This window comes from Wolbachia endosymbiont (group A) of Portevinia maculata (assembly GCF_964028525.1).
Classification (GTDB): Bacteria; Pseudomonadota; Alphaproteobacteria; order Rickettsiales; family Anaplasmataceae; genus Wolbachia.
Genome location: NZ_OZ034786.1, coordinates 1,084,749 through 1,111,332, shown reverse-complemented (window position 1 = coordinate 1,111,332; position 26,584 = coordinate 1,084,749). Strand labels below are relative to the sequence as shown.

16 protein-coding genes and 5 pseudogenes are annotated in these 26,584 nt (G+C 36.2%); 4 read left to right on the top strand and 17 right to left on the bottom strand.

Going from position 1 to position 26,584, the window contains the following annotated elements; genetic code table 11:
• Positions 1-10 precede the first annotated feature (10 nt).
• The 8 genes and pseudogenes from ABWU36_RS05525 to ABWU36_RS05485 all read right to left on the bottom strand — a co-directional run.
• Positions 11-2,374 carry a hypothetical protein gene (locus ABWU36_RS05525; protein WP_353273113.1) on the bottom strand — a complete coding sequence of 788 codons (2,364 nt, stop codon included), beginning with the start codon at positions 2,372-2,374 and terminating at the stop codon, positions 11-13.
• 34 nt (positions 2,375-2,408) lie between these two features.
• Positions 2,409-2,606, bottom strand: coding sequence for a hypothetical protein (locus ABWU36_RS05520; RefSeq protein ID WP_253309710.1), 198 nt, complete (start codon positions 2,604-2,606; stop codon positions 2,409-2,411).
• A gap of 263 nt (positions 2,607-2,869) precedes the next feature.
• Positions 2,870-3,088: a hypothetical protein gene (locus tag ABWU36_RS05515; RefSeq protein ID WP_265017482.1), complete on the bottom strand. Its 219-nt coding sequence runs from the start codon at positions 3,086-3,088 to the stop codon at positions 2,870-2,872.
• A 129-nt stretch (positions 3,089-3,217) separates the two neighbouring features.
• A complete protein-coding gene (locus tag ABWU36_RS05510) occupies positions 3,218-4,798 on the bottom strand; it encodes a hypothetical protein (RefSeq protein ID WP_353273112.1) in 1,581 nt (526 codons plus the stop codon).
• Positions 4,799-5,412: 614 nt separating this feature from the next.
• Positions 5,413-7,599, bottom strand: a complete 2,187-nt coding sequence (locus tag ABWU36_RS05500) for an ankyrin repeat domain-containing protein (protein WP_265016692.1) — start codon at positions 7,597-7,599, stop codon at positions 5,413-5,415.
• A gap of 195 nt (positions 7,600-7,794) precedes the next feature.
• Positions 7,795-9,708: an excinuclease ABC subunit UvrB gene (gene uvrB / locus ABWU36_RS05495; protein ID WP_353273111.1), complete on the bottom strand. Its 1,914-nt coding sequence runs from the start codon at positions 9,706-9,708 to the stop codon at positions 7,795-7,797.
• A 128-nt stretch (positions 9,709-9,836) separates the two neighbouring features.
• Positions 9,837-11,166: pseudogene (locus tag ABWU36_RS05490) on the bottom strand (IS110 family transposase).
• A gap of 454 nt (positions 11,167-11,620) precedes the next feature.
• A pseudogene (locus ABWU36_RS05485) lies at positions 11,621-11,921 on the bottom strand (major capsid protein); the annotation flags it as partial.
• 164 nt (positions 11,922-12,085) lie between these two features.
• Between ABWU36_RS05485 and ABWU36_RS05480 the strand changes: the two are divergent.
• Positions 12,086-13,494: pseudogene (locus ABWU36_RS05480) on the top strand (IS4 family transposase).
• A gap of 270 nt (positions 13,495-13,764) precedes the next feature.
• Here the strand turns inward: ABWU36_RS05480 and ABWU36_RS05475 are convergent.
• Together ABWU36_RS05475 and ABWU36_RS05470 are read right to left on the bottom strand one after the other, a co-directional pair.
• Positions 13,765-14,749 (bottom strand): annotated as a pseudogene (locus ABWU36_RS05475) (IS481 family transposase).
• A 38-nt stretch (positions 14,750-14,787) separates the two neighbouring features.
• A complete protein-coding gene (locus tag ABWU36_RS05470) occupies positions 14,788-15,033 on the bottom strand; it encodes a hypothetical protein (protein ID WP_253309706.1) in 246 nt (81 codons plus the stop codon).
• A 209-nt stretch (positions 15,034-15,242) separates the two neighbouring features.
• Here ABWU36_RS05470 and ABWU36_RS05465 point away from each other — a divergent pair.
• Positions 15,243-16,258, top strand: a pseudogene (locus ABWU36_RS05465) (IS110 family transposase).
• A 251-nt stretch (positions 16,259-16,509) separates the two neighbouring features.
• On the opposite strand, the gene ABWU36_RS05460 reads toward ABWU36_RS05465, so the two are convergent.
• From ABWU36_RS05460 to ABWU36_RS05445, 4 genes are all read right to left on the bottom strand, one after another.
• Positions 16,510-16,695, bottom strand: coding sequence for a hypothetical protein (locus ABWU36_RS05460; RefSeq protein ID WP_265017479.1), 186 nt, complete (start codon positions 16,693-16,695; stop codon positions 16,510-16,512).
• Positions 16,696-17,289: 594 nt separating this feature from the next.
• Entirely contained in the window at positions 17,290-18,045 is a 756-nt protein-coding gene (locus ABWU36_RS05455) for a cytochrome c1 (protein WP_373457563.1), read from the bottom strand.
• Between the two features lie 5 nt (positions 18,046-18,050).
• A complete protein-coding gene (locus tag ABWU36_RS05450) occupies positions 18,051-19,274 on the bottom strand; it encodes a cytochrome b (protein WP_265016691.1) in 1,224 nt (407 codons plus the stop codon).
• 88 nt (positions 19,275-19,362) lie between these two features.
• Positions 19,363-19,614, bottom strand: coding sequence for a DnaJ domain-containing protein (locus ABWU36_RS05445; protein WP_264329184.1), 252 nt, complete (start codon positions 19,612-19,614; stop codon positions 19,363-19,365).
• A gap of 169 nt (positions 19,615-19,783) precedes the next feature.
• Here ABWU36_RS05445 and ABWU36_RS05440 point away from each other — a divergent pair, with 169 nt between their 5' ends.
• On the top strand, positions 19,784-20,356 hold the full coding sequence (locus ABWU36_RS05440; protein WP_253309984.1) for a NifU family protein: 573 nt from the start codon (positions 19,784-19,786) through the stop codon (positions 20,354-20,356).
• A complete protein-coding gene (hisS, locus tag ABWU36_RS05435; RefSeq protein ID WP_253309703.1) occupies positions 20,353-21,579 on the top strand; it encodes a histidine--tRNA ligase in 1,227 nt (408 codons plus the stop codon). The genes ABWU36_RS05440 and hisS overlap by 4 nt, the downstream gene beginning before the upstream one ends.
• 20 nt (positions 21,580-21,599) lie before the next feature.
• Here the strand turns inward: hisS and surE are convergent, their stop codons facing one another.
• The 3 genes from surE to ABWU36_RS05415 form a co-directional block, all read right to left on the bottom strand.
• Entirely contained in the window at positions 21,600-22,352 is a 753-nt protein-coding gene (surE, locus tag ABWU36_RS05430) for a 5'/3'-nucleotidase SurE (protein WP_253309702.1), read from the bottom strand.
• A gap of 1,230 nt (positions 22,353-23,582) precedes the next feature.
• Positions 23,583-24,926 carry a signal recognition particle protein gene (ffh, locus tag ABWU36_RS05420; RefSeq protein ID WP_253309603.1) on the bottom strand — a complete coding sequence of 448 codons (1,344 nt, stop codon included), beginning with the start codon at positions 24,924-24,926 and terminating at the stop codon, positions 23,583-23,585.
• Positions 24,911-26,470 (bottom strand): proton-conducting transporter membrane subunit, encoded by a 1,560-nt coding sequence (locus tag ABWU36_RS05415; RefSeq protein ID WP_265016690.1) that lies wholly within the window; start codon positions 26,468-26,470, stop codon positions 24,911-24,913. The genes ffh and ABWU36_RS05415 overlap by 16 nt, the downstream gene beginning before the upstream one ends.
• Positions 26,471-26,584: the final 114 nt, after the last annotated feature.

The following is a 26,584-nucleotide window of genomic DNA, read 5'->3' as shown; positions in this document are numbered from 1 at the left end:
AAACCTAAATTTATTTCCCCAAAGCTTCTGACATATGCTTTACCTGTTGCGGATGTTTAAGCTCTGAAGAGACACTTCCCTTATGTGGCACAGCAGGAGAAGCCAATCCAATAGAACAAAAGCCACTATCTCTATTAACTTTTTCAGAACTAAGGTTATCAGATGACGGTAATTGTGCGTTTACACATCGCATTAAGTTCTCTTCTGGACTCTCGAAAGATTTTGTTATCTCGCATTTCCCCGAAGGAGTATGCGTCAAATATAAATGCTGCTCCTCCCCAGGGGAGAAAGAGTTGGAGTCTAGCTTCTTCTGCAGCTCAGGAGAAAGAAATGGGCGTAGTTCCTTCCTCTCATCACTAGTAAGAGGTTTTAGTCCACCTGACGCACCTTCATGCGTAGGAGAAGTCACCCCTGAGGGTGGATTACTTTTTGCTTTTATTCTAGTTGGGAATGAAAAAAATGGCTTAGACACAGATGATTTTTCAGTTACATGATACACAAGATCACTTTTACTTGAACACATCGTATCACGCTCTACGCTACGTCGCTTAAAAGGTGATAACTTTGCTAGTATCGGCATTCCTTTTTTACAGAACAAACCACCCCCATGTTTCTTCGGAGATTCACTCTCTTGTGACTGTGCTTCAGAACACTCATCACTACTTTCTCGATCACTTTTATCAGTAACTTGCTGTTTTTCAGGTTCCACACTAAAAATGCTCTCCTTACCTTTAACACTTGGAGAATCTGCAAAAACCCCAAGACTTGAGGACATTGAATCATTCCTTGTCGTAAGAAAAGAAGTCGATGATGGCAACCACCAAGTACTATTCCCTATTGACGTGCTTTCATTAGCACCTTTCCATGATAAACCACTAAATCCTGGTTCAGTAAATTGCATTGACGATATCCATTTATTTTCGGACGTGCCTTGTGATAAACAAGGGTTCGTTTGCTGAGTCCAAGCACTAGTCCCTGCTGATCCACTTTCAGCAGCACCTACCTCAGCAGCGCCTACATTATGCGGCAGCACCCCTCGCCTGGGAAAACACGACTGTGGCTCCTGTATCTCTTCAAAGGATGATCTTGGATCGCTACTTGAAGAATGTGCAACAGAATCCTTAGGTTTCGGAGGTGAATTACTACCATAACCACTGTCTGTATCTTTTTTCCTTTGGTTGGGCGGTGTTCTTAGTCCACTCGGTCCTGCATGTATAGGAGAATTTACTGTTGAGGAGAATCGACTCGAGCCACGTCTCTTAAAATTTTCAGGATCCACTGCAAATTCAAAACGTCCGTTTCTTTCACTATATGCAATTGGAGACTGCATAATTTCAGGAAGTAACTGAGCAATTCTTTCATTAGAGATAGCATAAATTGGGTTTTCAGAATTAGTAATATCTGGATCTGCAGTCTTGCCTCTGATATCACTTATAAGATTTTGATATTTTATATTAATTTTGTACACATCCTTATGCTTTAAAAATTCAAGCTGACCACTATATCTTTTTGTTAAAGGTACAAGGACAAAATCATTACCATTCTCTATTTTCTTTTTGTCTGTAAAAATATCATAATCATAAGCGTTAATTGATTTCCCTGTCAATTTAAAAATAAAATCGCCAAGAACATCTTTAAAATTTTCGACTTTAGAATCTTCTGTGCCTGGAGTTCTAAAATCAAATGCTACTTCCTTTTTAACATATTCTGTTACACTCTTGATTACCTTATCGCTAACGTTTTTGACGTATAACATATCATCTTTATATTCGTAAAAGTCCGAGCTCTTCAGGCCACAGTTTTCTAACCTTGAGTTAAATTCTTTAATATATGCCTGCTTAAAAAATTCAAAAGTCTCTAAATCATATTCCCTCTCAAGGTATTCATCGCTAAAAGCTATACAGTACAAATAAGGCTTACCTATTGCTCCTGTTTTAACAGTTCCTTCCATCCATTCATATGCTTCTTCCTTAGTTATCCCTACTTCTTTTTGTAGACATGCAACCACTTTCGCTCCCATAGCCCTCTCAAACTCATTAGCAAAATGAACCTTCAAGTTACGAATCACTTCATTATTTGTAGAGCCTGCAAGCTTCACTTTCACTATGCCATTACCTAAATCCTCTTTATCAGGATTAGCACCTAGAACAAATGGGAAACAGTTTAAGTTATAATATCTACTTGCTACCTCAGTTCCACCAAGATAGTGCCGCTTTATTATCTCCTCTCCTATTCCTCGCAGATATTCTTTTGTATCAGTATTACTAGCAAATAAACCAACAATCTTTTTACCTTCTACAGTAAAATTAGTATTGATCTTATTACAAGTATAATTATTTACATTAAACGCTTTAACCAGCTCTTTTATATCCATAACTACCTCTATTAAAAATTGTTAAGAAACAACACTACTTGCTTTTGCCTTTATCTTTACTACTACCGGCACTAGTAGCACTGCTACTACCCAGTTGTGTGTTAGGCTTACTGCTTTCACGTTGCCGCTCGTAGTTTTTATACTTATCAGGACCAATCCATTCTAACCTTTCACTTGGAATCCACGAACCATCAGGTTGAGGTCCTGATTTGCTTTTTTTATCATTTGGCATATTATCCTCCAGTAAAAATATTATGTAACTAATATACTAAAAATAAATTGTAGTGCAAGTACTTTTTTTATATTTTTTAGTATAAATTTTATTCACTCTTTTTTCATAAAACTTAAGTTTTCGAGATTCCGCTAACACGTAGCGGAATGACGAGCTGTCGACATCTATCTATATACCCCTGGATTCCAGTGTCACGCACTGGAATGACAAGTCATTGGCAACCCTAAGTTCCCTACGTCATACCGCGATTCATTCGCGGTATCTCAAGCATAGATTCCGCTAACACGTAGCGGAATGACGAACTGTCGACATCTATCTATATGCCCCTGGATTCCAGTGTCACGCACTGGAATGACATGGTGAGGCGTCATCCAAGTAGCTGATGCTGGTTCCATCCAAGAGGGTGTCATCCCAGTGCCCAGACACTGGGATCCAGTTTTTTTTCCATCAAAAACACTCCCTTCTAACATAAAACCATACACTTATCAAACCTAATGTACATCCTGGATTCCAGCGTCACGGGCTACCCTCCTTTGTCATCACAAATAACCCATAGGTGTCATCCAGTACTGGGATCCGGTGTTCTTTATCACATAAGTAGCTAGCACTAGCTATCTCGATAGTGTATTACCATTTCCTCTTGCTGCACGTTCATTCAATACATCAGTAACTTTTGACTTAGGATTTTCTTTAGCATCACTTGCAGAACTACGCTGAGCAGCACTAGATTTTCCATTATCAGTAGTTCCTGATGGAGCTTGCCAAGTATCAATTGGATAATCGTGTTTAATAGTGGCAGATTCTTTTCTTTGAGTGTTCCTTTCAGCAACTTTTTTTGCAAGCTTAGCGTAAGGGTCATACGTTTCCTGCTTATTAGTAAATTTGATTCCTTCCTTGTTAACACTATTAACATTACCATTTAGACGGCTTTCTGCGCAACTAGCAGACCCGCTTTTCTTCTCTTTATTATTGTTTCCTTGTTCATCAGCGGGCCGTCTAGCAGACTTGTTTTCCTTTCCATTATCAAGCTTGTTTCCTTGTCCATTAGTGGGCGGCGTGGTTCCTCTTCCATTAACACTAGTATTTGGACGCCTTTCTTCAAAATTAACATACTCGCTTGGCTTAGAATCAAGTTTTATCCCACTTGCCACAGGCTTCTTCTCTGGAACTTTCGGTGGACACACCTCTTTCTTCGGTTCCGCTTTTTCCTTTTCTTTGTCCACTTTTTCTGGTTTTTGTGAATTTTCATGAGATTTTCTTTCAAGCTCAGTAATACGCAATAGATGTTTCAAAGGATCTGACACAATTTCAAGTTCTGGCTTGCTCAGAACAACCGGCCTTACAAATCCGGGTGAAACTTCAAAAAGGGAAACTGGCACTTTAGGTTTTTCTCTTTCATCCACTTTTATTTCTTCACGAACTTCTTTATTTTCTTCCTTTAATGATGTTTTTTCTGCTTTTTTATCTTCTGCTTTAGTTGTTTCTTCTGTAGATGCCTCTACTATAGCTGCTAGCTCAACTCCAAAAATCTCTGCGAACATTGTAATAATCCATCCGGTAACGGCGAGCTGTAACTTGAGTTTCAGATCCTGCAAAAATTGTAGATGTTCGAGCACCCTTGCAAGCTCCTCTTCTGATAACTCACCACTGCCCAATTTCTCCTGCAATTCTTTTATCTCTTTGTCCAACCTCTGATCGAAACTTAAATCGCGTGCAAAAATCTTCTTGATTAACTCCTTAAGCTTCTCACGCAAAAACTTCATTATCGCAGCAATCAGGTTTTTTTCTTTCTTCTCCTTGAGCATTTGGTAGATTTTCGGATCATCTACATCTACTTCAAAGAGGTTGAAGAGAGGTTCAAAGAAACTCCAGAAATCTCCGAGTGGTTTTTCACAATCGAAGTAGCCCCCGTCACCATCTTCGATATGTAGCTCTGCTTGAGATGATATTTCATCGATACAACTAGAAGCCTGACGCTCACACTCGAGCCTTCTGAGCAAATCTTGTCTGTCAAGCTTCTCTATGGCTGCTTTCAGTTCATTTAACTTCTGCTCCGCAGAGAAATCTTGCTCCCTGATTTTTCCTTGGAAGATTGAGCTACCGTTTTCGTTATTATCTGAAAAATTTTCCATTATTTTTGTCCCCTCAATAAAATTACTGTCTTTATTGTTACCTGAAAAGCTTTCCATCATTTTTACTCCCTTCATAAAACTTAATAATTTAATTCTACAGTACTAAACATTTAAGAAGTGTTAACGTAAAGATGTCAATAAAATTATTTATATTTTTACACTATGTATATTATATCATACGCCATTTAACCTTTCAATAATATTTTTTATTCTTGCTGCTTTTTCAAGCTCTAGCATGCGCTTTCCTTCTTATTAATGTTCACTTTTGCCTCTACCACCACTTTTTCTTGTAAAGTATTTGATATAAGTTTTATTATACTCTCTAGCATAACTTGTGTAACATATTGTATTCAGAGTGTATTGAACGAGCCTGAAAGGCTGATAAACGAGTATCAACAAAGACTGTCAGAAAGCAAAGATAAAGCTACGTTAGATATATCTTAGCCACTTAAGTAGGGTTGGGCCTGACCCTGAAAGCACTGGTGTTAGTTTTTCTCATCCATTGTAAATATTGTACCGTACTGTCCACCTGATCATCATAACGGGCTTCTGGGAACATTAAAATTTCGTACTCAAAGCCATACCGCTTGGTGCGGCAAAATAACCCTGCCAAATCGGAACAATTTTGAGTGAGCTTATTATTGTGTGGCACAATTTCAATAATGGGTAGATCGCTATTTGCCTTTAGCTCTTGTGTTAATTTGCTGCGAACAAGCTTGCGTAACATCAGTACGTGGAACATCCTTAATAGTCTCGATTGACTCTGTAGGTACATTACCATTTTTCTTAAAACCTTTCTCTTCTATAGCTTCCAGAACACTTTTTCCTCCCAAAAGACAGTTTTCTCCTAAACTTTTCTTCTCAGCTTTTAACTTGTTAAGCCTTTCTTCACTCTCATCATCAATTTCTACTTCTATTTTATTACTATCTTTCTCACTAGGACTTAGATAAATATTAATCTCTCCTGCCTCAGTGGTAAAAGACATTTTAATGCTACTTTCTAAGACATCTGTGTAATTTCTTTTTCCATCTTTTGTACCTTCAACTCTTACTATACTCTCCCCAACTTGAAGTATGCCGACTTTTAAATTTAAATCTTCAGCTTTGTTAAAGATTTTCACAGGTTCAATAATACTGTCTTGTGAATATTTCACATAAAAACATACATTATCTATGTCTACCTCTTCTGGCTCCCCCTTTTGAGCTTGTCTATCTCTGCCTACAATACTTTCATATGCTATACTCTTTAGCTTGTCTTTAGTTTCTTTATATTTCTTAGAGAGATCATTTATATAATTAGATCCATAATTTTGTGCTAGCTCAGTATTACCGGAGAAAAATTTTTGTCTTGCTTTCCCACCTTTTAACAATAACTTGTTAGTGATGCTTTCTATGATGCCTGAAACTTTATCTTCGTTGCCGTCGTCTTGGTCGGCAATACCATCAGACTGCCTTTCACGCGCTCTGGTTTCATCGCGTGGTTTCACACGATTATTAAGAACACCTTCTATTTCTTCAAGTATTAAACTTGTTACAGTTTCTTTATCACCATTGTCATTTTCATTACCATTATTACAACTTGAATTCAACCTTATTCCTTTCTTCAAGTACTCATTTACTATTTTCTCAATACTTTCTAGAATACTTTCTTCAGATTCTTGTTTATTTTGTGCTGTTATACCTCTTATCTTCTCACAAAAATCTTTAATTAGCCCCTCTTCGCTTGTAGTTAATGGTATTTCTAGCTTCATCGAAAGTAAGTCTTCTAGAAAAAGATGATCACTTGAACTACAGCTCGAATCCTCGTCTTTCCGGTCACAATCACTCGGTTCAGTAGAAATTGTTTTATTATCGTCACCGGAGCTATACCCTGGATCATCACGAAGTGTCTGATCATCATTGTGCTTGTTAGGGTAATTACTAGAGTTATTTGTCAAATTCCCTTTATCTTTAGTAGGAACTGTTTTATTATCATCACCGGAGCCATTCCCTTCATTTTTACGAGAATCATCTGAATAATAGCCCTGATCCTTGTCTGGATCCGGATCACTTAATTTAGTACAAGTTGTTTCATCATTAGAACTACAACCTAAATCCTTCAAAGCTTGAAGGCAGTTATGTTCAGTAACATATTCAAATGGAGTCTTTCCACTTTGATCTTGCACATTTCGATCAGCTCCTGCTTTTAAAAGAAATCCTATACCGTCAGTATCGTTACGTTCAGCAACGTAATGTAACAGAGTTTTTCCATCTTGGTTTTGTACATTTGGATTAGCTCCTGCTTGTAGAAGAAACATTATACGTTGAATATAATCATTTAATATACCTCTATCGATTGCTAACCAACCTAAAATATCAGATAATCTTTTATCTAAGTAATGTGACAGAGTTTTTCCATATCGGTTTTGTGTATCTCGATTAGCTCCTGCTCCTAGAAGAAATATTATATGTTGAGCATAATTATCTAATAGACTTCTATCGATTGCTAACTCATTTAAAATGTCACGTAATTTTTCACTTGAGTAATCTGACAGAGTTTTTTCACCTTGGGTTCCTGTTGTATTTGGATCAGCTCCTGCTTGTAGAAGAAACATTATATATCGAGTATAATTGGAATTATCTAATAGATCGCTATTGCTTGCTAACTCATTTAAAATGTCACGTAATTTTTCACTTGAGTAATCTGACAGAGTTTTTTCACCTTGGGTTCCTGTTGTATTTGGATCAGCTCCTGCTCCTAGAAGAAACATTATATGTTGAATATAACCGGGATTATCTAATAGATTGATATCCTGTTCTAACTTATCTAAAATGTCACGTAATTGTTCATTTAATCCCTTGCTTGGTACCCCACCATTCATATTCTATAACCATTACTCACTAATTCTTTAGTGATTACCGTAATACATAGGTAAGTCAATAAAAAAATACACCTTTCCTTCTTCAGTTCTAAGAAATTGTCAAAAGTCTCAAAAAGATGAGTTAAAATAAAAAGAAGAATAGTGGAAGTTTAGTTGTTTACACTTTCATGCTATGCCCATAGCATCATATATTACTTAACCTTGCAATAATTTTTTTATTCTTGCTGCTTCTTCAAACTCTAAATTTTCAGCATGCTCTATCATTTGCTTTCTCAAGTCATCCTTATTAGTATTTACTTTTGGTTCTGCTATTGCCCTCTCCTGTAAGGTGTTTGATATAGGTTTTATTATAGTCTTCGGGACAATATTGTGCAATATATTATGTTCTTCTTGTTTTTTTCTTCTTCTTTCAGTCTCTCTTAATGCACGATCTAAAGAACCAGTGATTTTATCTGCATACAAAATTACTCTACCTTCAGCATTACGTGCAGCACGACCGATCGTTTGAATGAGCGATGTTTCTGATCGCAAAAATCCTTCTTTATCAGCATCTAAAATTGCAACCAAACCACACTCTGGAATATCAAGACCTTCCCTAAGCAAGTTAACACCTACTAAAACGTCAATTTCTTTAGATCTTAATTTACATATAATTTCTATTCTCTCCAGCGCACCAATATCAGAATGCAAATAACTCACTCTCATATTTAATTCACTCATATATTCAGCTAAATTTTCAGCCATTTTTTTTGTCAGTGTAGTGATTAAAACACAAAATCCCTTTCCTATTGTCACTTGTGCCTCATGAATTACATCATCAATTTGACTCTCTATTGGTTTCACAATGCAAATTGGGTCTGTAAGCCCTGTTGGACGGATAACTTGCTCTATAAATACATTATTGGTCTTTGCCAACTCATACTTTCCAGGAGTAGCTGAAATGTAAATAGTCTGCGGCCTAACTTTCTCCCATTCTTCAAATTTTAATGGACGATTATCAAAAGCGGAAGGGAGCCTGAAGCCATAGTCAATCAATTTCTTTTTACGCGCCTCATTACCACTGTACATTGCACCAATCTGAGGAACGGTGACATGACTCTCATCAACAAATAAAATTACGTCTTTGGGTAAATATTCAAACAAAGTAGGCGGTGGATCCCCAGCTTCCATTCCATAGAGATAACGCGAATAATTTTCAATACCTTTACATATTCCTGTTGTCCTCATCATTTCAATATCAAAATTAGTGCGTTGCTCGAGGCGCTTTGCTTCAACAATCTTGTTTTGCAAGTAGTAATAATCCAAGCATTCATGCAGCTCTTTTTTGATTAGCTCAACTGTCTGCAACAGAGTCTCACGTGATGTAATGTGATAGCTGTTTGGAAAAATGGTGATTGTATTTAGGCTTTTGGTAATATTACTCGTTATAGCATCAATTTCAGAAATTTCTTCTATTTTATCACCAAGCAGCGATAAACGCCAAGCTTTATTTTCATAATAGGCAGGAAATATATCGATAATATCGCCACGCACTCTGAAATATCCTCTCTCAAACCTGGTATCAGAGCGCTTGTATTGGAGATCAGCTAAGTTACTCAAGAAATCATTAACATGAATTTTATCTCCAACACTTAAAGATATAGTCATGCTGCGGTAGCTTTCAGGCGAACCAAGACCGTATATGCAAGAAACACTGGCAACTACGATCGTGTCCCTGCGCTCCAAGAGGGAGCAGACGGCAGAATAACGCAGCATGTCAATTCTGTCGTTGATTGCAGAGTCTTTTTCGATATAAGTATCAGTTTGCGGCAAATAAGCTTCGGGCTGATAGTAATCATAATAAGAAATGAAATATCCAACAGCATTATTGGGAAATAATCCTTTCATTTCCTCATAAAGTTGTGCTGCTAAGGTTTTATTGTGTGCCATGATCAGCGCAGGTCTGTTTGTCCTTGCTATAACATTTGCCATAGTGAAAGTTTTCCCAGAACCAGTAACCCCAAGTAAAATTTGGTCTCTTTTATTGCTATTTAGCCCCGCAATTAAACTATCGATTGCCTGCGGTTGATCTCCAGCGGGTTGAAAATGTGTAGTGATTTGAAATTTCATAGACTTTACTTACTATCTTTGATTCATTGCATAGTGAACACTATATTGCTTTTAAGATAAGTTGTATAGCTATAAACTTTCCGTAAAGCCATAAAACATTAACCAACAATAGACTTCTCCTAAGAAACTCACTCAATTAACTCTTCTTGTTGAACTAATATGTAGCCAAATTCGCTCGCTTTTTTGATCAAATTTTTTACAGTTCTATCTTTATAGCGTGTTTCATAGTATTCCATTCCTTTTTCTACATATTCCTGTCCGTATTTGAGCATACTATAAAATATGCATGCCATTTTTCTTGCAGTAGCTGTTATTGCTTTTGGTGCTCCTAGTCGTTTTTTCAATCTTCTGTAGTATGCACCCAACGCACTTTTACTATTTCCTACAGAATGAGCAGCTATTCGCAAAGCATTCGCAGCACGGTTAATGACTTTACGTGTTCTTGTGTTAAACACTTTTTCCCCTGTAACTTTATTAGCAGGACTGAGTCCCAACCACGACGAAAAGTGCTTTTCTGTTGGCCATTTACTATGGTTTATACCAACTTCTGAAATTATGGTTTGTATACTTAATACATCAAATCCAGGAATTTTAGTGAAATCCATACCAGTTATTCGGTGCAGTTCCTCATACAAAGCAAAGCTTGGCTTACTTTTGCTATTTTTATTCTTTTGCTTACTTAGCTGTTTGCTTTCACAAGACTTTGTTTCAAACGTTTTATAATAGGCTTCAATATTTCTATCACATTCTGCTATTTTTTCTTGATAAATATTATATAATTCAAATTCTTGCTTTAGCGTGAATAAGTGTTCCTCTCTATAGTCACCAGCTAACGCTTTTGCAATAGTAGACTGATCATTTTTCATTCGCACGTCCCTGAATTCTGCTAATTTTTCAGAATCTCTTTCGCCTTCAATTATAGCTTCAATGATTTTCATACCAGTTATCCCAGTAATATGACTAATAACCTTGTGTAATTGTATATTCATTTGAATTAATGCCTTCTGCATACGCAGAATATGTGTAGATGCACTTTCAGTGAGATTTTTGCGTTGCCGCACGTAACTGCGCAATACACACATCTGATTATCTGGCCTAAACGATCCATGAAGCAGTCCGTAGCTATGCAGTTGTTGGAGCCATTGGCAATCTTGAACGTCAGACTTCCTACCAGGTACATTCTTTACATGCCGTGCATTTTACCTCGAATTTGTATGACTCAAGTATTTGAAATAAAGGAATCCAGTATACTCCTGTTGATTCCATAGCTACTGTTGTAACTTTACACTTTTTCAACCACTGTGCTAAGTTATGAAGGTCTTCAGTAAAGCAGCCAAATTTCTGAACGCGTTGTTCATCTCTTCCTTCAGGTACACACACATAGTGTACAGCTGAACCAATGTCTATTCCTGCTGCATTAGGATTCACTATTTCTAATTTACTTTTTGCTTTTTTCATGGTAACTCCTACATATAATTTGTAATAGGGAAACGCTTCAGCTTGGAACGGTTGATAGTACAATCTCCTAACCGAGGTAGTCTAAATGACTCCATCAATGATTTGACCGTTCCTTCCAAAACCATGCTTGCATACGGGCACTTAGGCACCATTGAAAATGTCGGTCATAACTGCAGAGGCGCTCCCTGTACAACTATACTTGAAAACTACTAAAAACTTAAATTTGTGTGTTTCTTTCTGATTTGACAGATTTCGTCTGTTCGATGCTTGCATCTTTTGCTTTTATGTACTAGCCTTTACTTGGAGCAGGGTAGACCACTTCCTTACCTCACTTCTTTTTTATAGCTGATCTACCTGCTCAAACATGGAAACCATTTTACCTTTATATAGTAACTTAAGAAGCACGCTAAGAAAGTGGCTATATTGGTAGGAGGAAATCTCCTTTTTGGCTCCTCTATGCTGCAACGATTTTTACTAATATCCCCGGACGGTGGCACATCGGCAAAGGGTTGGATTGGGTATGAAGGTCAGTTCCTCTATCAAATCTTCTTGGCTCTTGTTTTGCATACAATGGCTGACCAAACCGTTTCATTAAAGTCCGCTGGCGCAAAGTAAGTAGTAAATGTGCTTGCTGTTCCTAGTGGAAAACAATGTCCTGTATCTTTTTCTATAAACCTTCTCACAATTCCTTCAGGATCGGTTGCTTGTCCTCTGTACTCCTCAAATGTTATTCCACAGAACGTAAATCCTGATCGTTCGGTAGAAGTCATAGTCCTATCCCCCTTGATTGAGTTTTACTTCTATAACTCCCCCGCAAGAACCTTACTATTACCCATAAATCTAAAAATGGAGAAAAAGCTGCTATTTTACTAATTCAACTTTCTATTATAAATAGATCTATGGTCTAAAAATGGAATATATGATGAAAAGAACTATAAATACCTCAACTGGCGAATGGGCAGAAAGTGAATTTGGAATTGTTAATTTTGGTGATATAAGATTAAGTAAAAGGTTTCTAAAAATAGTTAATAGTTTTGCTGAATCGCCTGAGCGTTCAATAAATCAAGCTTGTGAAGATTGGCATCAAAGTAAAGCAGCTTATAGATTTTTCCAAAACGATGCCATTTCTGAAAGAAAGATATTAGACAGTCATATAATTAAAACTGTTGAAAGAGCTAAAGAATACTCAACTATCTTAGCTATCCAGGACACGAGTTATATTTCATATAAAAATCATAAAAAGACCGAAGGATTAGGGATTATAGCAGCAAGATTAACATCTAAAACAACTAATTTTAAAACCCATGATGCATACAACGTTTGCAGTTACAACAGAAGATAGGATTATTGGATCAAAAAATTAGTACTAGACCTTCCTTAGCTGAAGACCTAAAGGAGTTGAAAAGAAGAAGCCATAATACTGCTCTTCCCATAGAAGAGAAAGAAAGCATACGGTGCACTTAAAGACTCTACTAAACATCCTGGATTAAAGGATGTTAAGGTAGTTACCGTTTGTGATAGAGAAGCAGATATTTATGATTTATTTGAAGTTGCTTCCACTAATCAATCTCTTTTTGTAGTAAGAGGAAATCAAAACAGAACAGTAAACAAGAAGTCGACTTATTCTGAAAAAGGTGGTGAAAGATTGTGGGATTTGATGAATCGCATGTCTTGTCAAGGAGAAATTCAAGTCTGCTCGCGATAACAAACCTCAAAGAACAACAGTTTTAGAAGTAAAGTTTAGTAACTTTGTGATGAATGCATCAAAAAACAACGCTAGACGTAAAACCCAAAAACTTCCTAATTTAAATTTAAATGCTGTCTATGTTATAGAAAAATATCCCCCATTTGGCGAAGAGCCCATGAACTGGATTTTGTTAACAAATATAAATATTAATAATTTTGAAGAAGCAGTAGAAAAAATACAATGGTATTGCTTAAGATGGAGAATAGAGGTTTTTCATAAAATTTTGAAATCCGGTCTTAAAGTTGAAGAATGTAGGCTCCAAACAGCAGATAGATTGATCCGCTTTCTTACAATTATGAGTATAATTGCATGGAGAATATTTTTTATCACATTGGTAGCTAGCGAATCTTTCTTGCACTGTCATACTGACTGATGACGAATGGAAGGTTTTATATACCAAAATGCTTAAGACAAAAAACTATCCTGCACCTATAAGAGAAATTGTGAGGTGGGTGGCCAAGTTAGGAGGGTTTTTAGCTCGCAAAAATGACTTAGCTATAGCTTTGTGGAAGGGATGGAAACGTCTCTTTGATTTAGCAGAAGGATGGAGACTTGCTCATGAATTCTATACTTGTGGGTAATAGTAAGCGCAAGAACCGTGCATGCAGCTTTCCCGCACACGGCTCCACAATATTAGCGTTCACGACATACCTCCTGTGTATACAAGGAAAAACATATTTTTGGTTTTGGTGGTGGATTGACTTGTGTATAATGAATAAATTGCTCCCAATTCATGCTCTTTTTCTGGCTACGTCGGTTTATCCACTTAAACGTTAGTTTCTTTACTGCCCAATTAAACTTATTGAGCCATCGATAATTTCCGCTAATCCCGAAGTAGTTATAGTGTCCTCTTAGTTTGGCTTTGAGTATTTGCCACCAGTCTTTGAGACGAATAAGATGTATGGTTCCAGAGTGTGATGGTGTGGATCTATTATAAATAATTCAGGAGACTTTGTCAACTGAGAACATATAAATTCAAAAGGCGTAAGACCCCTAAGAGCTTTGAGTCTCTTTGCATAATTGTAGGCCATAACAAAGTCATAAAGATGCTCCTTAAGTTGCTGATGCGAACGATAGTAATATTTCTTAACTGTAGCATTCTTTAAAGTTTTATTCATACGTTCAACTTGTCCATTTGTCCAAGAATGGCTAACTTTTGTCAGACGATGTTCAATGTTATTTTCTTCACAAACTCTATCAAATATGTGTTGGAAGGCGTATTTATGGCGCTTCTGATTTGTAAATTGTATGCCATTATCTGTCAAAATAGTGTGGATTTTATACGGTAAAATTCTAATCAGATTACCTAAAAACTCAGCAGCTATGGGTTTTGTAGCACTTTTGTGCAACTCAACGTAGGTGAATTTGATCTATTGCAACAAACAAATACAGCTTTCCTTCTTCTGTTCTAACTTCCGCGATATCAATATGGAAATAGCCTATAGGATATTGTTTGAATTTCTTTCTTGATTTAACTTCACCATCGACATCTGGTAGTCTGCTAATGTTGTGCCTTTGTAAACAACGATGTAAGCTGGAGCGACTCAAATGTGGGATTGAGGTTTGCAAAGCGTAGAGACAGTCATCTAATGGCAATAGAGTATGCTTACGAAATGCAACAATTATAGCCTCCTCTTCTAAAGTTAAAACAGTTGATCTTGGATGCTTTGGACCCATACCAGCATCTTTGGTAAATGAGCGTTTTCTCCACTTAATAATAGTTTTTGGTTTAAGGTTATAACACTTGGAGAGTTTTGCTATGCTCTCTTTACTATTTTGTATTGCTCTACGAATTGTCTCTGTTGTTCTGGCGCACCCATGTAATACTTGTCCCATAATTCCTCCCTTTGATGATATTTTTTTCTCACATTTTATCATACCATCACACTCTGGAACTGTACAACTACTCTCGTAATGTCATTGTCTCTACGTGATATAGCATCTGTAAGTATTGTATGATTTTCTTCCCGACCATCTGAATGTTTTGTGGTCATTTCTTCATTCAGAACTTCCTTTAATAGCTTTTGTTTTTTGGCTTCTTCCAAAAGATCTTTTACAGCTTGATTATTCTTATGACTTATAGCATAATGTAGTAGTGACAACGTCTTGTATCTTGTCAAAAGCATCTAATGTTTTAAGCTTAAGCATTAGGTGGAGAAGGGAGGAACTCTGTGCTTCTTCTTAGATATAAAATCTGTAGAGGAGATAAGAATTCCCTTCTCAAAAGTATAGGCTGGACGGTATCGTAGAAAGACCTGAATGGTTCTAATTCTGTATTCACAAGACTAGCCTTACTTTTCATTTTTAATGGTAACGTATGGGGTTATATATGATCAACAACTTTTTGGGCATAGATATATCAAAAGATCGCTTTGATGTTTTTCTCTCATTTATAAGCAAAAAAGGAAAGCGTGAAACTAGAAAAAGAAGCTTTAAGAACGATGGTTTCAAAGTCTACTGAATTTTCTACACAAACATAATGTAGAAAAAGTAAAAACCTGCATGGAATCTACTGGTTGTTATAGCGAAGCACTGGCTGAATTTCTACACAATGCTGGACATTTTGTAAGTGTTGTAAATCCTTATTGCATAAAATCTTATGCAAGGAGTAAGCTGATACGACAAAAGAATGATCAGACCGATGCAGAAGTTATTGCTGATTATTGCCAAAGACAGGAACCTTCTAGTTGGACACCACCTTCTCCTGAAATGAAAAAATTAAAACATCTTTATCGTTGCTCAGTTGCGTTAAAAGATGAGTTAACATTAGTAAATAACCACTTAGAAAAAAAAGAGAGACTGCCTAAAGAAGTTGCAAATGCTTGGGAAGACCTTGCAATGAATATAGCTCAAAAAATAGAAACAATAAAAAACTCCGTACGTGAACTATTAAATCAACACAAAGAATTGTTGGAAAATTTTCAACTTCTATTGACTATTCCAGGCATAGGAGAAGAATCAGCAATAGCTATTTTAGCTGAAGTTTCTGATATAGAGGTTTTTAGAGATGCCAGGCAATTGGCAGCATATACAGGAGTTATACCACGAAATATGACGTCAGGTTCCTCTGTATATGCCAAACCCAGATTAAGTAAATCCGGTTCACAAACATTACGTAAGGCACTTTTCTTTCCTGCCATAGTAGCTAAGAATCACAATCCTATCATTATGAGCTTTTGCCAAAGATTAAAGGAAAAGGGTAAGCATAATATGGCCATCGTTGGTGCTGCAATGCGTAAGCTACTCCATATCATTTTCGGTATTCTGACATCCAAAAGTGCTTTTGATCCTAACCATATCAAAAACTACAGGGCTAGGAGGTTGACTGAAGGTTTAGTACTTTAAAATCAAAAATGCTTCCTATCTATCTTATGTAAAGTGGTATCTTACACAAATTTATTGAATGTTGTTGGTTAGTGGATATGTTGATAAGTAAACTTCATCTGTTTTGTGCGTATAAAACTAATTTACTTATCAACATATCCACTAACTATAATCTGTGTACTGTTACACAATTGGAAGTATTTTTTGATTTTATGATGCAACTTGGGAAATTTTTATAATTTTTTTGTTGACTAACAAGACGGTATCTCCTGTCATCCCAGTGCTTGACACTGGGATCCAGGAATTTTAATTGTAAGTAATGCATTGGGTTTGGTGAGTATGGGTTTTGCGTTATAAAATGAAGCACTTTTGGTGAATTTGTAAAGAAAACTGGATCCCAGTGTCTGGGCACTGGGATGACATCCTCCTAGTAGAGATCGCTTTTGTAATTGCAACATTCGTGCAATCTTTAGCTATAAATATTTAAGAAATTTACCAAACGAAAAAAAAGGCAAAAGAAGCCCCATGGTGGTTGGCTATTCACTATGTACTAAAATATCGGCGTTTTTTTTATTCTAAAACGCTTGATTAAGAGCGATTTAGCTGCTTTTAACTTGCAACTAACCTACACCGCAAGTGTTTAAGAAATTTACCAAGCAGGAAAAAAGGCAAAGAAACCCCAGGGTAGCTAGTATTCAAATTCTCCCTTGTCTATTTGACGTTTTTTGCTGTCTTAAACGCTTTATAAGCGCGTTTCGGCTTGTATAGGTAGAAACCTAAAGTTTTAAGACATGAGGTGCACATAGTGCAAAAAATTAAGCATGATTTACGCCAAATACATTAAGTTTTTTTGTCATTAATCCACTGTAGAGATTGCGAAGATAAATAAATAGCTTCAGTGTTATGATAAGGGGGCTGGCGGAGTTTGTCAAGTAAGTTTTTCGTTTCTATGTTGTCAGCTACTTGCATGACACCTCTGGGCACTGCCGTCATAAAGGAACCAGTGTTAGCTACTTGGATGACAACCATTGTATTTGAGGCAAAATTGACTATCACTTCTTTTTATAGAGCTTGCTCCAAATTCTATTGTTAGTTAATACAAAAAACACTGTTAAAATTATAAAATACGCCACTACTTTTAATCCAAGTTTATGCCGGCGCTCTAATTCTGGCTCTGCTGCCCATTGTAAAAAATTTATCACATCATACGCCATATTTTCAACTGTGGCTTGTCTTGCACCATCATATTCCACCATTCCTTCAGAAAGTGGTGGCGCCATAGCTAACCTGCCTGTTGAAAAGTAAGGGTTGAAGTATAAATCATTTTCATCGTGCTCGCCGTTTTGATAGCCTGTTAACAGTGAATAGACATAATTTGCACCATCATGCCTTGCTTTAATAATTAACGATAAGTCTGGTGGAACTGCACCATTATTGCTTGCTGCAGCTGCTTCTTTTGTATCAAAAGGTGCAATAAAATAATCCGAAGGTACTCCAGGTCTATCGAACATTTCACCCAAATCGTTCGGACCATCTTTAACTTGATAAGAAGCTGCAATCTGTTTTATATCTTCTTCAGAAAAACCAACATCTTGCAAATTACGAAATGCTATCCTATTCATTGAATGACAAGCAGCACAGACTTCTTTATACACTTTATAGCCTCGTTGAATTGACTCTCTATCGAAAGATCCGGTAATTCCATCAAATTTCCAGTCCATTTTTTTATTTGGTGATGGCTTGAATTCTTCTGCATACACAAAATTAGCAAAAAACAATATGCAAAGTATAGCTAACATACTTCTCATCAGCATTACTTCATCTCCGGCACAGAATCACTTAAGGTTTTTGGTGGTTCTTTTGGCTTTTCATATTTACTAAGCAGTGGTAAAATTATTACAAAATATGCAAAATAATAAAGAGTGGATAGCCTACTCATAGTGATGTAAGGCTCTTTCACCTCTTGTCCTCCAAGCCAGGCAAGAAGTGCAAAATTTATTGCGAAAACCCAAAAAAATTTTTTGAACACTGGGCGATAAGCACCACTTTTAACTTTTGATTTATCAAGCCAAGGTAACAAAAACCAAACTAAAATAGACGCAAACATGGTAAGCACACCAGTAAGTTTATCTGGAATTGAACGTAGCATTGCATAAAAAGGTAAAAAGTACCACTCTGGCACTATATGTACCGGAGTGACCATAGAATCAGCTTCTATATAATTGTCTGGATGTCCAAGATAATTAGGAGCATAGAAAACAAATGCAAACAAAACTACAAAAAACAGACCAAAAGTTATGCAATCCTTAACTATATAATAAGGATAGAGAGGAATGGTATCCTTATCTGATTTTACCTCCACTCCACTTGGGTTACCAGAGCCAAACCTATGCAGAGCTATCACATGAAGCATAGCTAAAGCAATAATAATGAAAGGCAGAAGATAATGCAGAGCAAAAAAACGGTTAAGTGTTGGATTATCAACGGAAAAACCACCCCATAACCATATAACTATTTTATTGCCAATTAAAGGTATAGCTGAAAATAAGTTGGTTATGACTGTTGCACCCCAGAAACTCATTTGTCCCCAAGGCAATACATATCCCATAAAGGCAGTTGCCATCATTGCAAAAAATATAAATATACCAACAAACCACACCATCTCTCGTGGCCTCTTGTAAGATCCGTAATATAATCCACGCATTATATGAACATAGACTACCATAAAGAAGAGCGATGCTCCAACAGCGTGAGTGTAGCGTATTAACCACCCGTAATTCACATCTCGCATTATGCGCTCTACACTATTAAACGCATAATCAACATGCGGAGTGTAGTGCATAGCAAGAAATATACCTGTTATTATTTGTAAAATTAGCGCTATACCAGCCAAAGAGCCAAAGTTCCAAGCATAATTTAAGTTTTTTGGCACTTGGTAAGAAGCAGTGTGTTTCAAAAAAGAAAATATAGGCAATCTATATTCTATCCACCCTAATATGCCTTTTTCTTCTTCTATCGTTGTTTTTTTTTTCTGCATAACTTAAAGCTTTCTCTACCTTTAACTCGTTTTATTGTAGCAACTTATCCTTTACACACAAATAAAAAGTTTAAAGCGATATTAATTACTACCTCTTCAGCAACCTATCACGTGCCGCATTTAATTTCTGTGCAAAATACTCTGAGCCTCCTTTATCTGGATGAACTAATTTCATTAAATTTTGATATGCTTTATTAATTTCATTTTGACTTGCCTCAGGATTCAGCCCCAGTATCTTTAATGCCTCATCTTTGGACATGTTATCACCAGTGTAATTTTCAGTATAACTTCTACTGCTATTAAATTCGTTCAAAAACTTACTCAATATAGAGTTCATCATGAAACTTATGTTATTTTTTTTTGTCAGGAAAAGAAAAAATACAACAACGCTAGGCAAAACAAATGTAACTACTATGAATACTAAAAAAAGAAAAAAGATGAATGACATGTATATTTTTTTATCATTTTATGATTAAATAGTAACAATTATAATTGTCATGGTAAATAACATGTTCATCCAGATTGAAGAAACACCAAATCCAAACACACTGAAATTTCTCCCTGGATTTGCAATTCTAAACGAAGGAGAAACGGCTGATTTTTCAAATGCAGATGAAATAAAAAACTCTAAGCTAGCAGCAAATCTTTTTCAAATAGAACATGTGGTAAGAGTGTTTTTTGGTCATGATTTTATTTCAGTAACAAAATTGGGTGGAATTAATTGGGATACATTAAAAGTAGAAATTTTAACTACAATCATGGATCACTTTACTTCAGGTGGAAGAGCACTAGATAAAGAAGGAGTAAATGATAATAATATACCGGATGAAGAATTTTTTGATAAAAATGATATAGAAATTGTAAATAGAATAAAAGAATTGATGGAAAGTTATATCAAACCTGCAGTTGCTCAAGATGGTGGCGATATCAAATTTCGTGGCTATAAAGACGGGATAGTCTATGTTGAGTTACAAGGAGCTTGCTCTGGATGCCCAAGTGCTGCAATTACTTTAAAGCAAGGAGTGCAGAATATGCTGAGCTACCACATACCAGAGGTTGCAGGTATAGAGACCACACTATGACTAATCAAACGGTTAGAGGAACAAAAGATCTCCTGTTTGATGAATGGTACAAGTTTAAACACATAGAGCAAACAACAAGCAGAATCTCAAGTCTATATGGCTTTTTGCCTGCTCAAACTCCGATATTTGAATATACGGAAGTTTTCACAAAGACTTTAGGTGATAGCTCAGACATCATCACTAAAGAGATGTACACCTTTAATGATAAAGGGGGAAAGAGCATAACTTTACGTCCTGAGTTCACTGCAGCGGTTGTTAGGCTATTAATTGAAAAAAAACTGCAAACGCCGATAAAATTATTTTCAACAGGGCCTGCATTTCGTTACGAAAGACCGCAAAAGGGAAGACAGAGGCAATTTCATCAGATAAATTTTGAGGTTTTTGGTGTAGAAGATTCAAAAGCCGATGTTGAATTGATATCACTCGCTCAGCACTTACTAACTGAATTTAGCATCAATAAAAATGTAAAGCTGGAAATCAACTCTTTAGGTGATAGTGAAACAATAACTAAGTATAGAGAAGCTTTGATCTTATACTTTACAAAGTATCAAAACGATCTATCAGAAGATAGCAAAAATAGGTTGATCAAAAATCCACTCAGAATACTGGATTCTAAGGATGAGAAAGATAGATTAATAATTTCTGATGCGCCTAAAATCAGTGATCACTATACAAAAGAATCTTCATATTTCTTTGACCAGGTGTTAAATGGACTGCAAGCTCTTGGCATACCTTACACTGTAAATAGCAAATTAGTTCGAGGTCTAGACTATTATTGTCACACAGTATTTGAATTTGTCACAGAAGATTTAGGTGCACAAGGGGCAGTTTTTGCCGGTGGAAGATACGATAATTTAGTATCTTCAGTAGGTGGAAAACACACTCCAGCGATAGGATTTGCAGGAGGTATTGAACGCATAATGGAGTTAATCAATTATTCTCCGAAAGAAGAGCGACCTATTTACCTAATTCCGATCGGCAGAGAGGCTGATGAACATGCTCTAACACTTGCGAATGAATTGCGCAGAAATGGTTTATATGTAGTCTACGAATATAGCGGAGCACTTAAAAACCGAATGAAAAAAGCAAATCAAGCAAATGCTAAAGCTGCTTTAATCTTTGGCGATGAAGAATTGAGTAGTAAAACTTTAAAGATCAAAAACATGGATACAGGTGAAGAAAAAATAATTGCTCGCGATAACACAATAGAAAACATCAATTAAGAGCAATGCAAATGTTTTTCTTAGTCAGCTATAGAAGAAAATTCGTCTGCACAAGAATTTTTCATAGCATTCAATGTATCATAATCTGTAAAATCTAATTTTACTGGTGTGATAGTAATAAATCCTTCTTTTATTTTATTTACACTACCACTGCCTGAGTGCTCTCGAGACCAATTTAAGCTAAAAAAGCCATTCGAATTTTCAGTAAAAGTTAAATCCCCATCAATGTTATATTCACCTTGTTCAGCAAATTCTACTCCTTTTACTTTTTCCGTAGCAGGAAAATTTACACTCATCACTATGTTTTTAGGCCAACCAACCTTAACTAGCTTGGCAATAACCTTTGGTGCAAAAACCTTTGTATTGTGCCAGTCTATTTTATCATGATAAACTTGGCTCAGCGCAATAGAAGGTATAGACCTTGCAGCACCTTCCATTACAGCACCAATTGTTCCTGAATAACAAATATCGTCCCCGACATTTGATCCAATATTTACTCCGGACAATATTAAGTCTGGTTTTTTATTCATAACTTTATTTAGCGCAATAATGACACAATCTGCAGGAGTACCAGACACACTAAATTCCCTTTCACTATGTTGGTTTATTCCAATAGATTGTTTCACTGGATAATCAAGAGATCTTGCAGCCCCGCTTCTATCAGTATCTGGTGCCACTATCCATATTTCTGACGCAAAATTCCGTGCAATCTCTTTGAGTAATTTTATTCCTTCACTTCCAAAGCCATCATCGTTTGTTATCAATATTATCATATACAATACTCAGCTATACAGTTCCAAATTATGTAAATCACTGGCTGTAAATAAACTCATGAGGCTTTAAGTTTCTTTGCATAACTATGAACTGTAACAAAGAACCTGCTGTAAATCAATAGATTTCTTGCACAGGCTATAACTGTCATTACAATAGAAACGAAAAAACCTACTTGACAAACTCCGCCAGCCCCCTTATCATGGTACTGAAGGTATTCAGTTATCTTCATCTGTGCAGATTAAACAGCAAGAAAACAACGTAGTTGGCGTCTTATTTTTAATTTTTTGCACTATGTGCACCTTATGTCTTCACAATATTTCTAGGTTTTTACCTATATAAGCTGAAACGCGCTTATAAGTCGTTTAAGACAGTATAGTACGCCAATTTGCAGGATTAGAGAGTGAACACTAATTACCACGGGGTTTCTTTTGCCTTTTTTTCTGCTTAGTAAATTTCTTAAACATTTATGACTAAAGGTTAGTTGCATTAAAAAGCAGCTGAGTCGCGGTTATTAAACGTTTAAAACATAAAAAAACGCCAATACTGAAAATAGACAATGACTAGGGCTTCTTTTGCCTTTTTTTTTGTTTGGTAAATTTCTTAAATATTTATGGCTAAACGACAACCGTCATCCCGCTACGTGTTAGCGGGATCTCTTGTTAGCGGCTGAGATACCGCGAATGAATCGCGGTATGACGGTTAAGTAGGGTGTCATTCCAGTCTGGGATCCAGTCTTTATTATGCAGCCACTTGGTTAAAATTAAGTTTTCTGGATCCCAGTGTCTGGGCACTGGGATGACAAGAAAGAGGCTACTCGGATGACACCCTGACACCCGTCATCCCGCCACGTGTTAGCGGGATCTATGCTAAGAGATACCGCGAATGAATCGCGGTATGACGGTCTGCGGCGATATGACGGTTCGCGGTGGCATGACGATAACTTCGTCATCCCGCCACGTGTTAGCGGGATCTAGAGATACCGCGGCGGTATGACGGTGTAGATAGTAATTCGTCATCCCGCTGCTTGTTAGCGGGATCTCTTGTTAGCGGCTGAGATACCGCGAATGAATCGCGGTATGACATGTTGCTTGGATCAGCTATAGTATTTCTTAAAATTAATAATAAATTTCTTGGCTAGCAAGAAGCTGTAAATTTTTTTGCGAGACCTAAGCCGCTTTTGATATAGCTAAAGGTTTACTGACAATCGTCTCATTCCACTACCTGCTGACTTACTTTCTGCTTAGCATATCCATCAAATCAGATTCTTTGAGTTTACTATGGTCAACTTTACTGAACTTATTTACCACAGAGCTCATTTGATTATACTGCTTAATCAGAAGATTAACTTCAGTTACACTTGTTCCGGACCCCTTAGAAATTCTAAGTCTTCTTTTGCCATTTAAAATATCTGGATTTTGCCTTTCTTTTTCGGTCATTGAGTTTATGATGGCTATATATTTTTTCACTTTATTGTCATCTGGCACACTGCTACTTAGCTTTTTTGTGAATGAACTAGGGATGAATTTCATTATGTTGCTAATGCCATCCATTTTACTCAGAGTTTTTAACATTCCCACTAGGTCGTTTAGGTCGAATTTACCCTTTTTTACTTTCTTTTGTAACTTATCAATTTCTTCCTGACCAACAATCTCAGCAGCTTTTTCAACCAATGAGACAACATCACCCATGCTAAGTATCCTTTTTGCAATTCTATCGGGATAAAAATCATCGAGGTCACTTAATTTTTCACCACAAGCAATAAATTTAATTGGACAATCGGTGATCATTTTCATAGAAAGAGCAGCACCACCACGTGCATCACCATCAACGCGGGTAAGAATAATGCCGGTTACACCTATTACCTCATTGAATGATTTGGCAATGTTGACCGCATCCTGGCCTATCATTGCGTCGGCTACTAAAATAACTTCTGCAGGTGAAGCTATTTCCTTTACGGCTTTCAACTCATTCATCATATTATTGTCAATATGAAGCCTGCCTGCGGTGTCTAGTATTAATACATCATAATTATCGTTCTTTGCTGCTGCCAGTGCCCTTTTTGTAATTGCAATAGGCCCCTCATTTATTACTGTAGGTAAAGTTTGTACGTCTATCTGTTTACCCAGCACCTCAAGTTGTTTTTGGGCAGCCGGCCTATAAATGTCTAAAGAGGCAAGCATCACTTTTTTCTTTTGCTTTTTTAGCTTTAAAGCAAGCTTTCCTGAGGTAGTTGTTTTACCTGCACCTTGTAAGCCCACCATCATAATCACAGCAGGGGGTTTAACTGCTAGATTTAAGTCACTTTTCTCTGATCCGAGAACTGCAACTAAATTATCCTGCACAATTTTAATTATCATTTGTGCTGGAGAAACACTTTTTATGACTTTTTCCCCAATCACTTTATCTTTAATGTCGTTGATGAATTTTTTTGCAACTTCAAGTGAAACGTCAGCTTCAATTAAGGCTATGCGTATTTCACGCATGGCAAGATTAAAATCATCTTCAGAAATGATCGACTTTCCTCTTAGTTTACTAAATACAGAATTTAAACTTTCAGTTAACGATTTAAACATAATAGCGTTAGTAGAATACTCATTAAAAAGAGAGAAGAAGCTGAAACAAAACTCACTGAGTTATAACCCAGCACTTCTTTAAGTTTAGTAATATTATTAAAGTATAAACTAGTAAGTGAATTAGTCAAGTTTTGCACTACGCTGGCAAATATTTCTCTAGTTTTAGAGACTAACTGATTGAACAGCAAGACAATATAGGGTATGAAAGCTCTAAAAGTCCAATCAACATCCATTTTAAAATTTATTCTCGGGTAAAATAACTTGCGTAAAGGAATAAACAATAAAGTGGTACATAATAACAAATTAAATTGCGACAAAATATTTTTTGTGTTGTACACAAAATCGAAAATCGAAGATTTATTGTAAATAGGTAAGTAAGGATTGCCAGTGATTACGCATATAAATGCTAAAATGATCATAGTCATTTTGCTCCCCCTCTCTGCTAAAGGTTTTGACTTACTTTTTGCAATAAATAAGTAATAAAGAAACTTTAGCCCCACGCTTAAATGAAGCAGCAAATTTAGAACCTTATATAAATTTTTATACCCTTTTAAGGCAACAGTGTTCATTTCAATTTCAGCTGTGATATATGATTTACTGATAAATCCAGCGGTTCCAGGAAATGCAGCCATTGTAAGTATTGCGATTATAGCACACATGCCTTCCACTGACATCAGTTTACCTACTCCATTAAAACTAATTGTTTTTGTTCGTGAAATAATCGAATTGCTGACCACAAACAATAATGATTGATAAACAAGAGAGAAGATTATATGCAGTATCAAAATTGGTATTGCCTTTTCCGAAGGGCTGAGTAAACCTCCTGCAATAATCAGCAAGCCCATTTGTCCTACAATATTATAGCATAAAAATCTACGAATATTTTGCTCAAGAGAAGCAAATATAATGCTGTAAATTGCAGTGATGGCGCCTACAAGCGCTAATATTTCAGTACAATCTTGCCATAGGTTATAAGTGTGTAAAAGCATCACTAAAAAAGAGACTTTAGTGGTAAATAAAGAGAGATATGTAGTGCCATGTAGCGATGCAGCAGGATATGCATCAACAACCCAAAACGAAAAAGGGAAACAAGCGCAGTTTATCAATAAACCTAAAATTATCAGGTTAGTACTTTGCAGTGCCAATCCTGCTGTTAATATAACTCCAACGAAAAAGTGTACACAAGCGTACCTTATTGCAGGTCCACTATCTCTACAGCCAGCTGCGATAGTAAAAAATGCACTGACGGTCATTAATTCACAGAATATTATAACCAATATCATATGTTCAGATAAAACTGCATAAAGTGAACTAATAGTGTAAGCAGCAAAAGATAGCATCTCTGAAAAAGTCAAATTTTGTGCTGGTAGAACAGCTAAAAATGCAACTGATAAAAAAGATATTAGTATGATACGAAAAGATAAATCAAAATCTAGAATTGGGAGAGACCAATTTACTGCAATGCTCAAATTTTCAGGTAATTTTAGGACTATAACTATTAATATAGTCAGTAGGAGTAACAGTGACGATTTACAAAGTTGCACAATAATTTAAACCAATATGGTTTATGCTATCTCAATATATGAATAAAATCAATTTGCATATTAACCACTAATTAAACTAATTATCATATAATTATATCAGAGTTTAGAGGGTTA

What these genes read in the sequence shown, in the direction of transcription:
- ABWU36_RS05440 (WP_253309984.1), top strand. Translation starts at nt 19,784, where the DNA reads ATGTTCATCCAGATTGAAGAAACACCAAATCCAAACACACTGAAATTT.
- ABWU36_RS05520 (WP_253309710.1), bottom strand. Translation starts at nt 2,606, where the DNA reads ATGCCAAATGATAAAAAAAGCAAATCAGGACCTCAACCTGATGGTTCG.
- ABWU36_RS05500 (WP_265016692.1), bottom strand. Translation starts at nt 7,599, where the DNA reads ATGAATGGTGGGGTACCAAGCAAGGGATTAAATGAACAATTACGTGAC.
- ABWU36_RS05525 (WP_353273113.1), bottom strand. Translation starts at nt 2,374, where the DNA reads ATGGATATAAAAGAGCTGGTTAAAGCGTTTAATGTAAATAATTATACT.
- ABWU36_RS05460 (WP_265017479.1), bottom strand. Translation starts at nt 16,695, where the DNA reads ATGTTGCAATTACAAAAGCGATCTCTACTAGGAGGATGTCATCCCAGT.
- uvrB (WP_353273111.1), bottom strand. Translation starts at nt 9,708, where the DNA reads ATGAAATTTCAAATCACTACACATTTTCAACCCGCTGGAGATCAACCG.
- hisS (WP_253309703.1), top strand. Translation starts at nt 20,353, where the DNA reads ATGACTAATCAAACGGTTAGAGGAACAAAAGATCTCCTGTTTGATGAA.
- ABWU36_RS05455 (WP_373457563.1), bottom strand. Translation starts at nt 18,045, where the DNA reads ATGAGAAGTATGTTAGCTATACTTTGCATATTGTTTTTTGCTAATTTT.
- ABWU36_RS05445 (WP_264329184.1), bottom strand. Translation starts at nt 19,614, where the DNA reads ATGATGAACTCTATATTGAGTAAGTTTTTGAACGAATTTAATAGCAGT.
- ABWU36_RS05510 (WP_353273112.1), bottom strand. Translation starts at nt 4,798, where the DNA reads ATGATGGAAAGCTTTTCAGGTAACAATAAAGACAGTAATTTTATTGAG.
- surE (WP_253309702.1), bottom strand. Translation starts at nt 22,352, where the DNA reads ATGATAATATTGATAACAAACGATGATGGCTTTGGAAGTGAAGGAATA.
- ABWU36_RS05450 (WP_265016691.1), bottom strand. Translation starts at nt 19,274, where the DNA reads ATGCAGAAAAAAAAAACAACGATAGAAGAAGAAAAAGGCATATTAGGG.
- ffh (WP_253309603.1), bottom strand. Translation starts at nt 24,926, where the DNA reads ATGTTTAAATCGTTAACTGAAAGTTTAAATTCTGTATTTAGTAAACTA.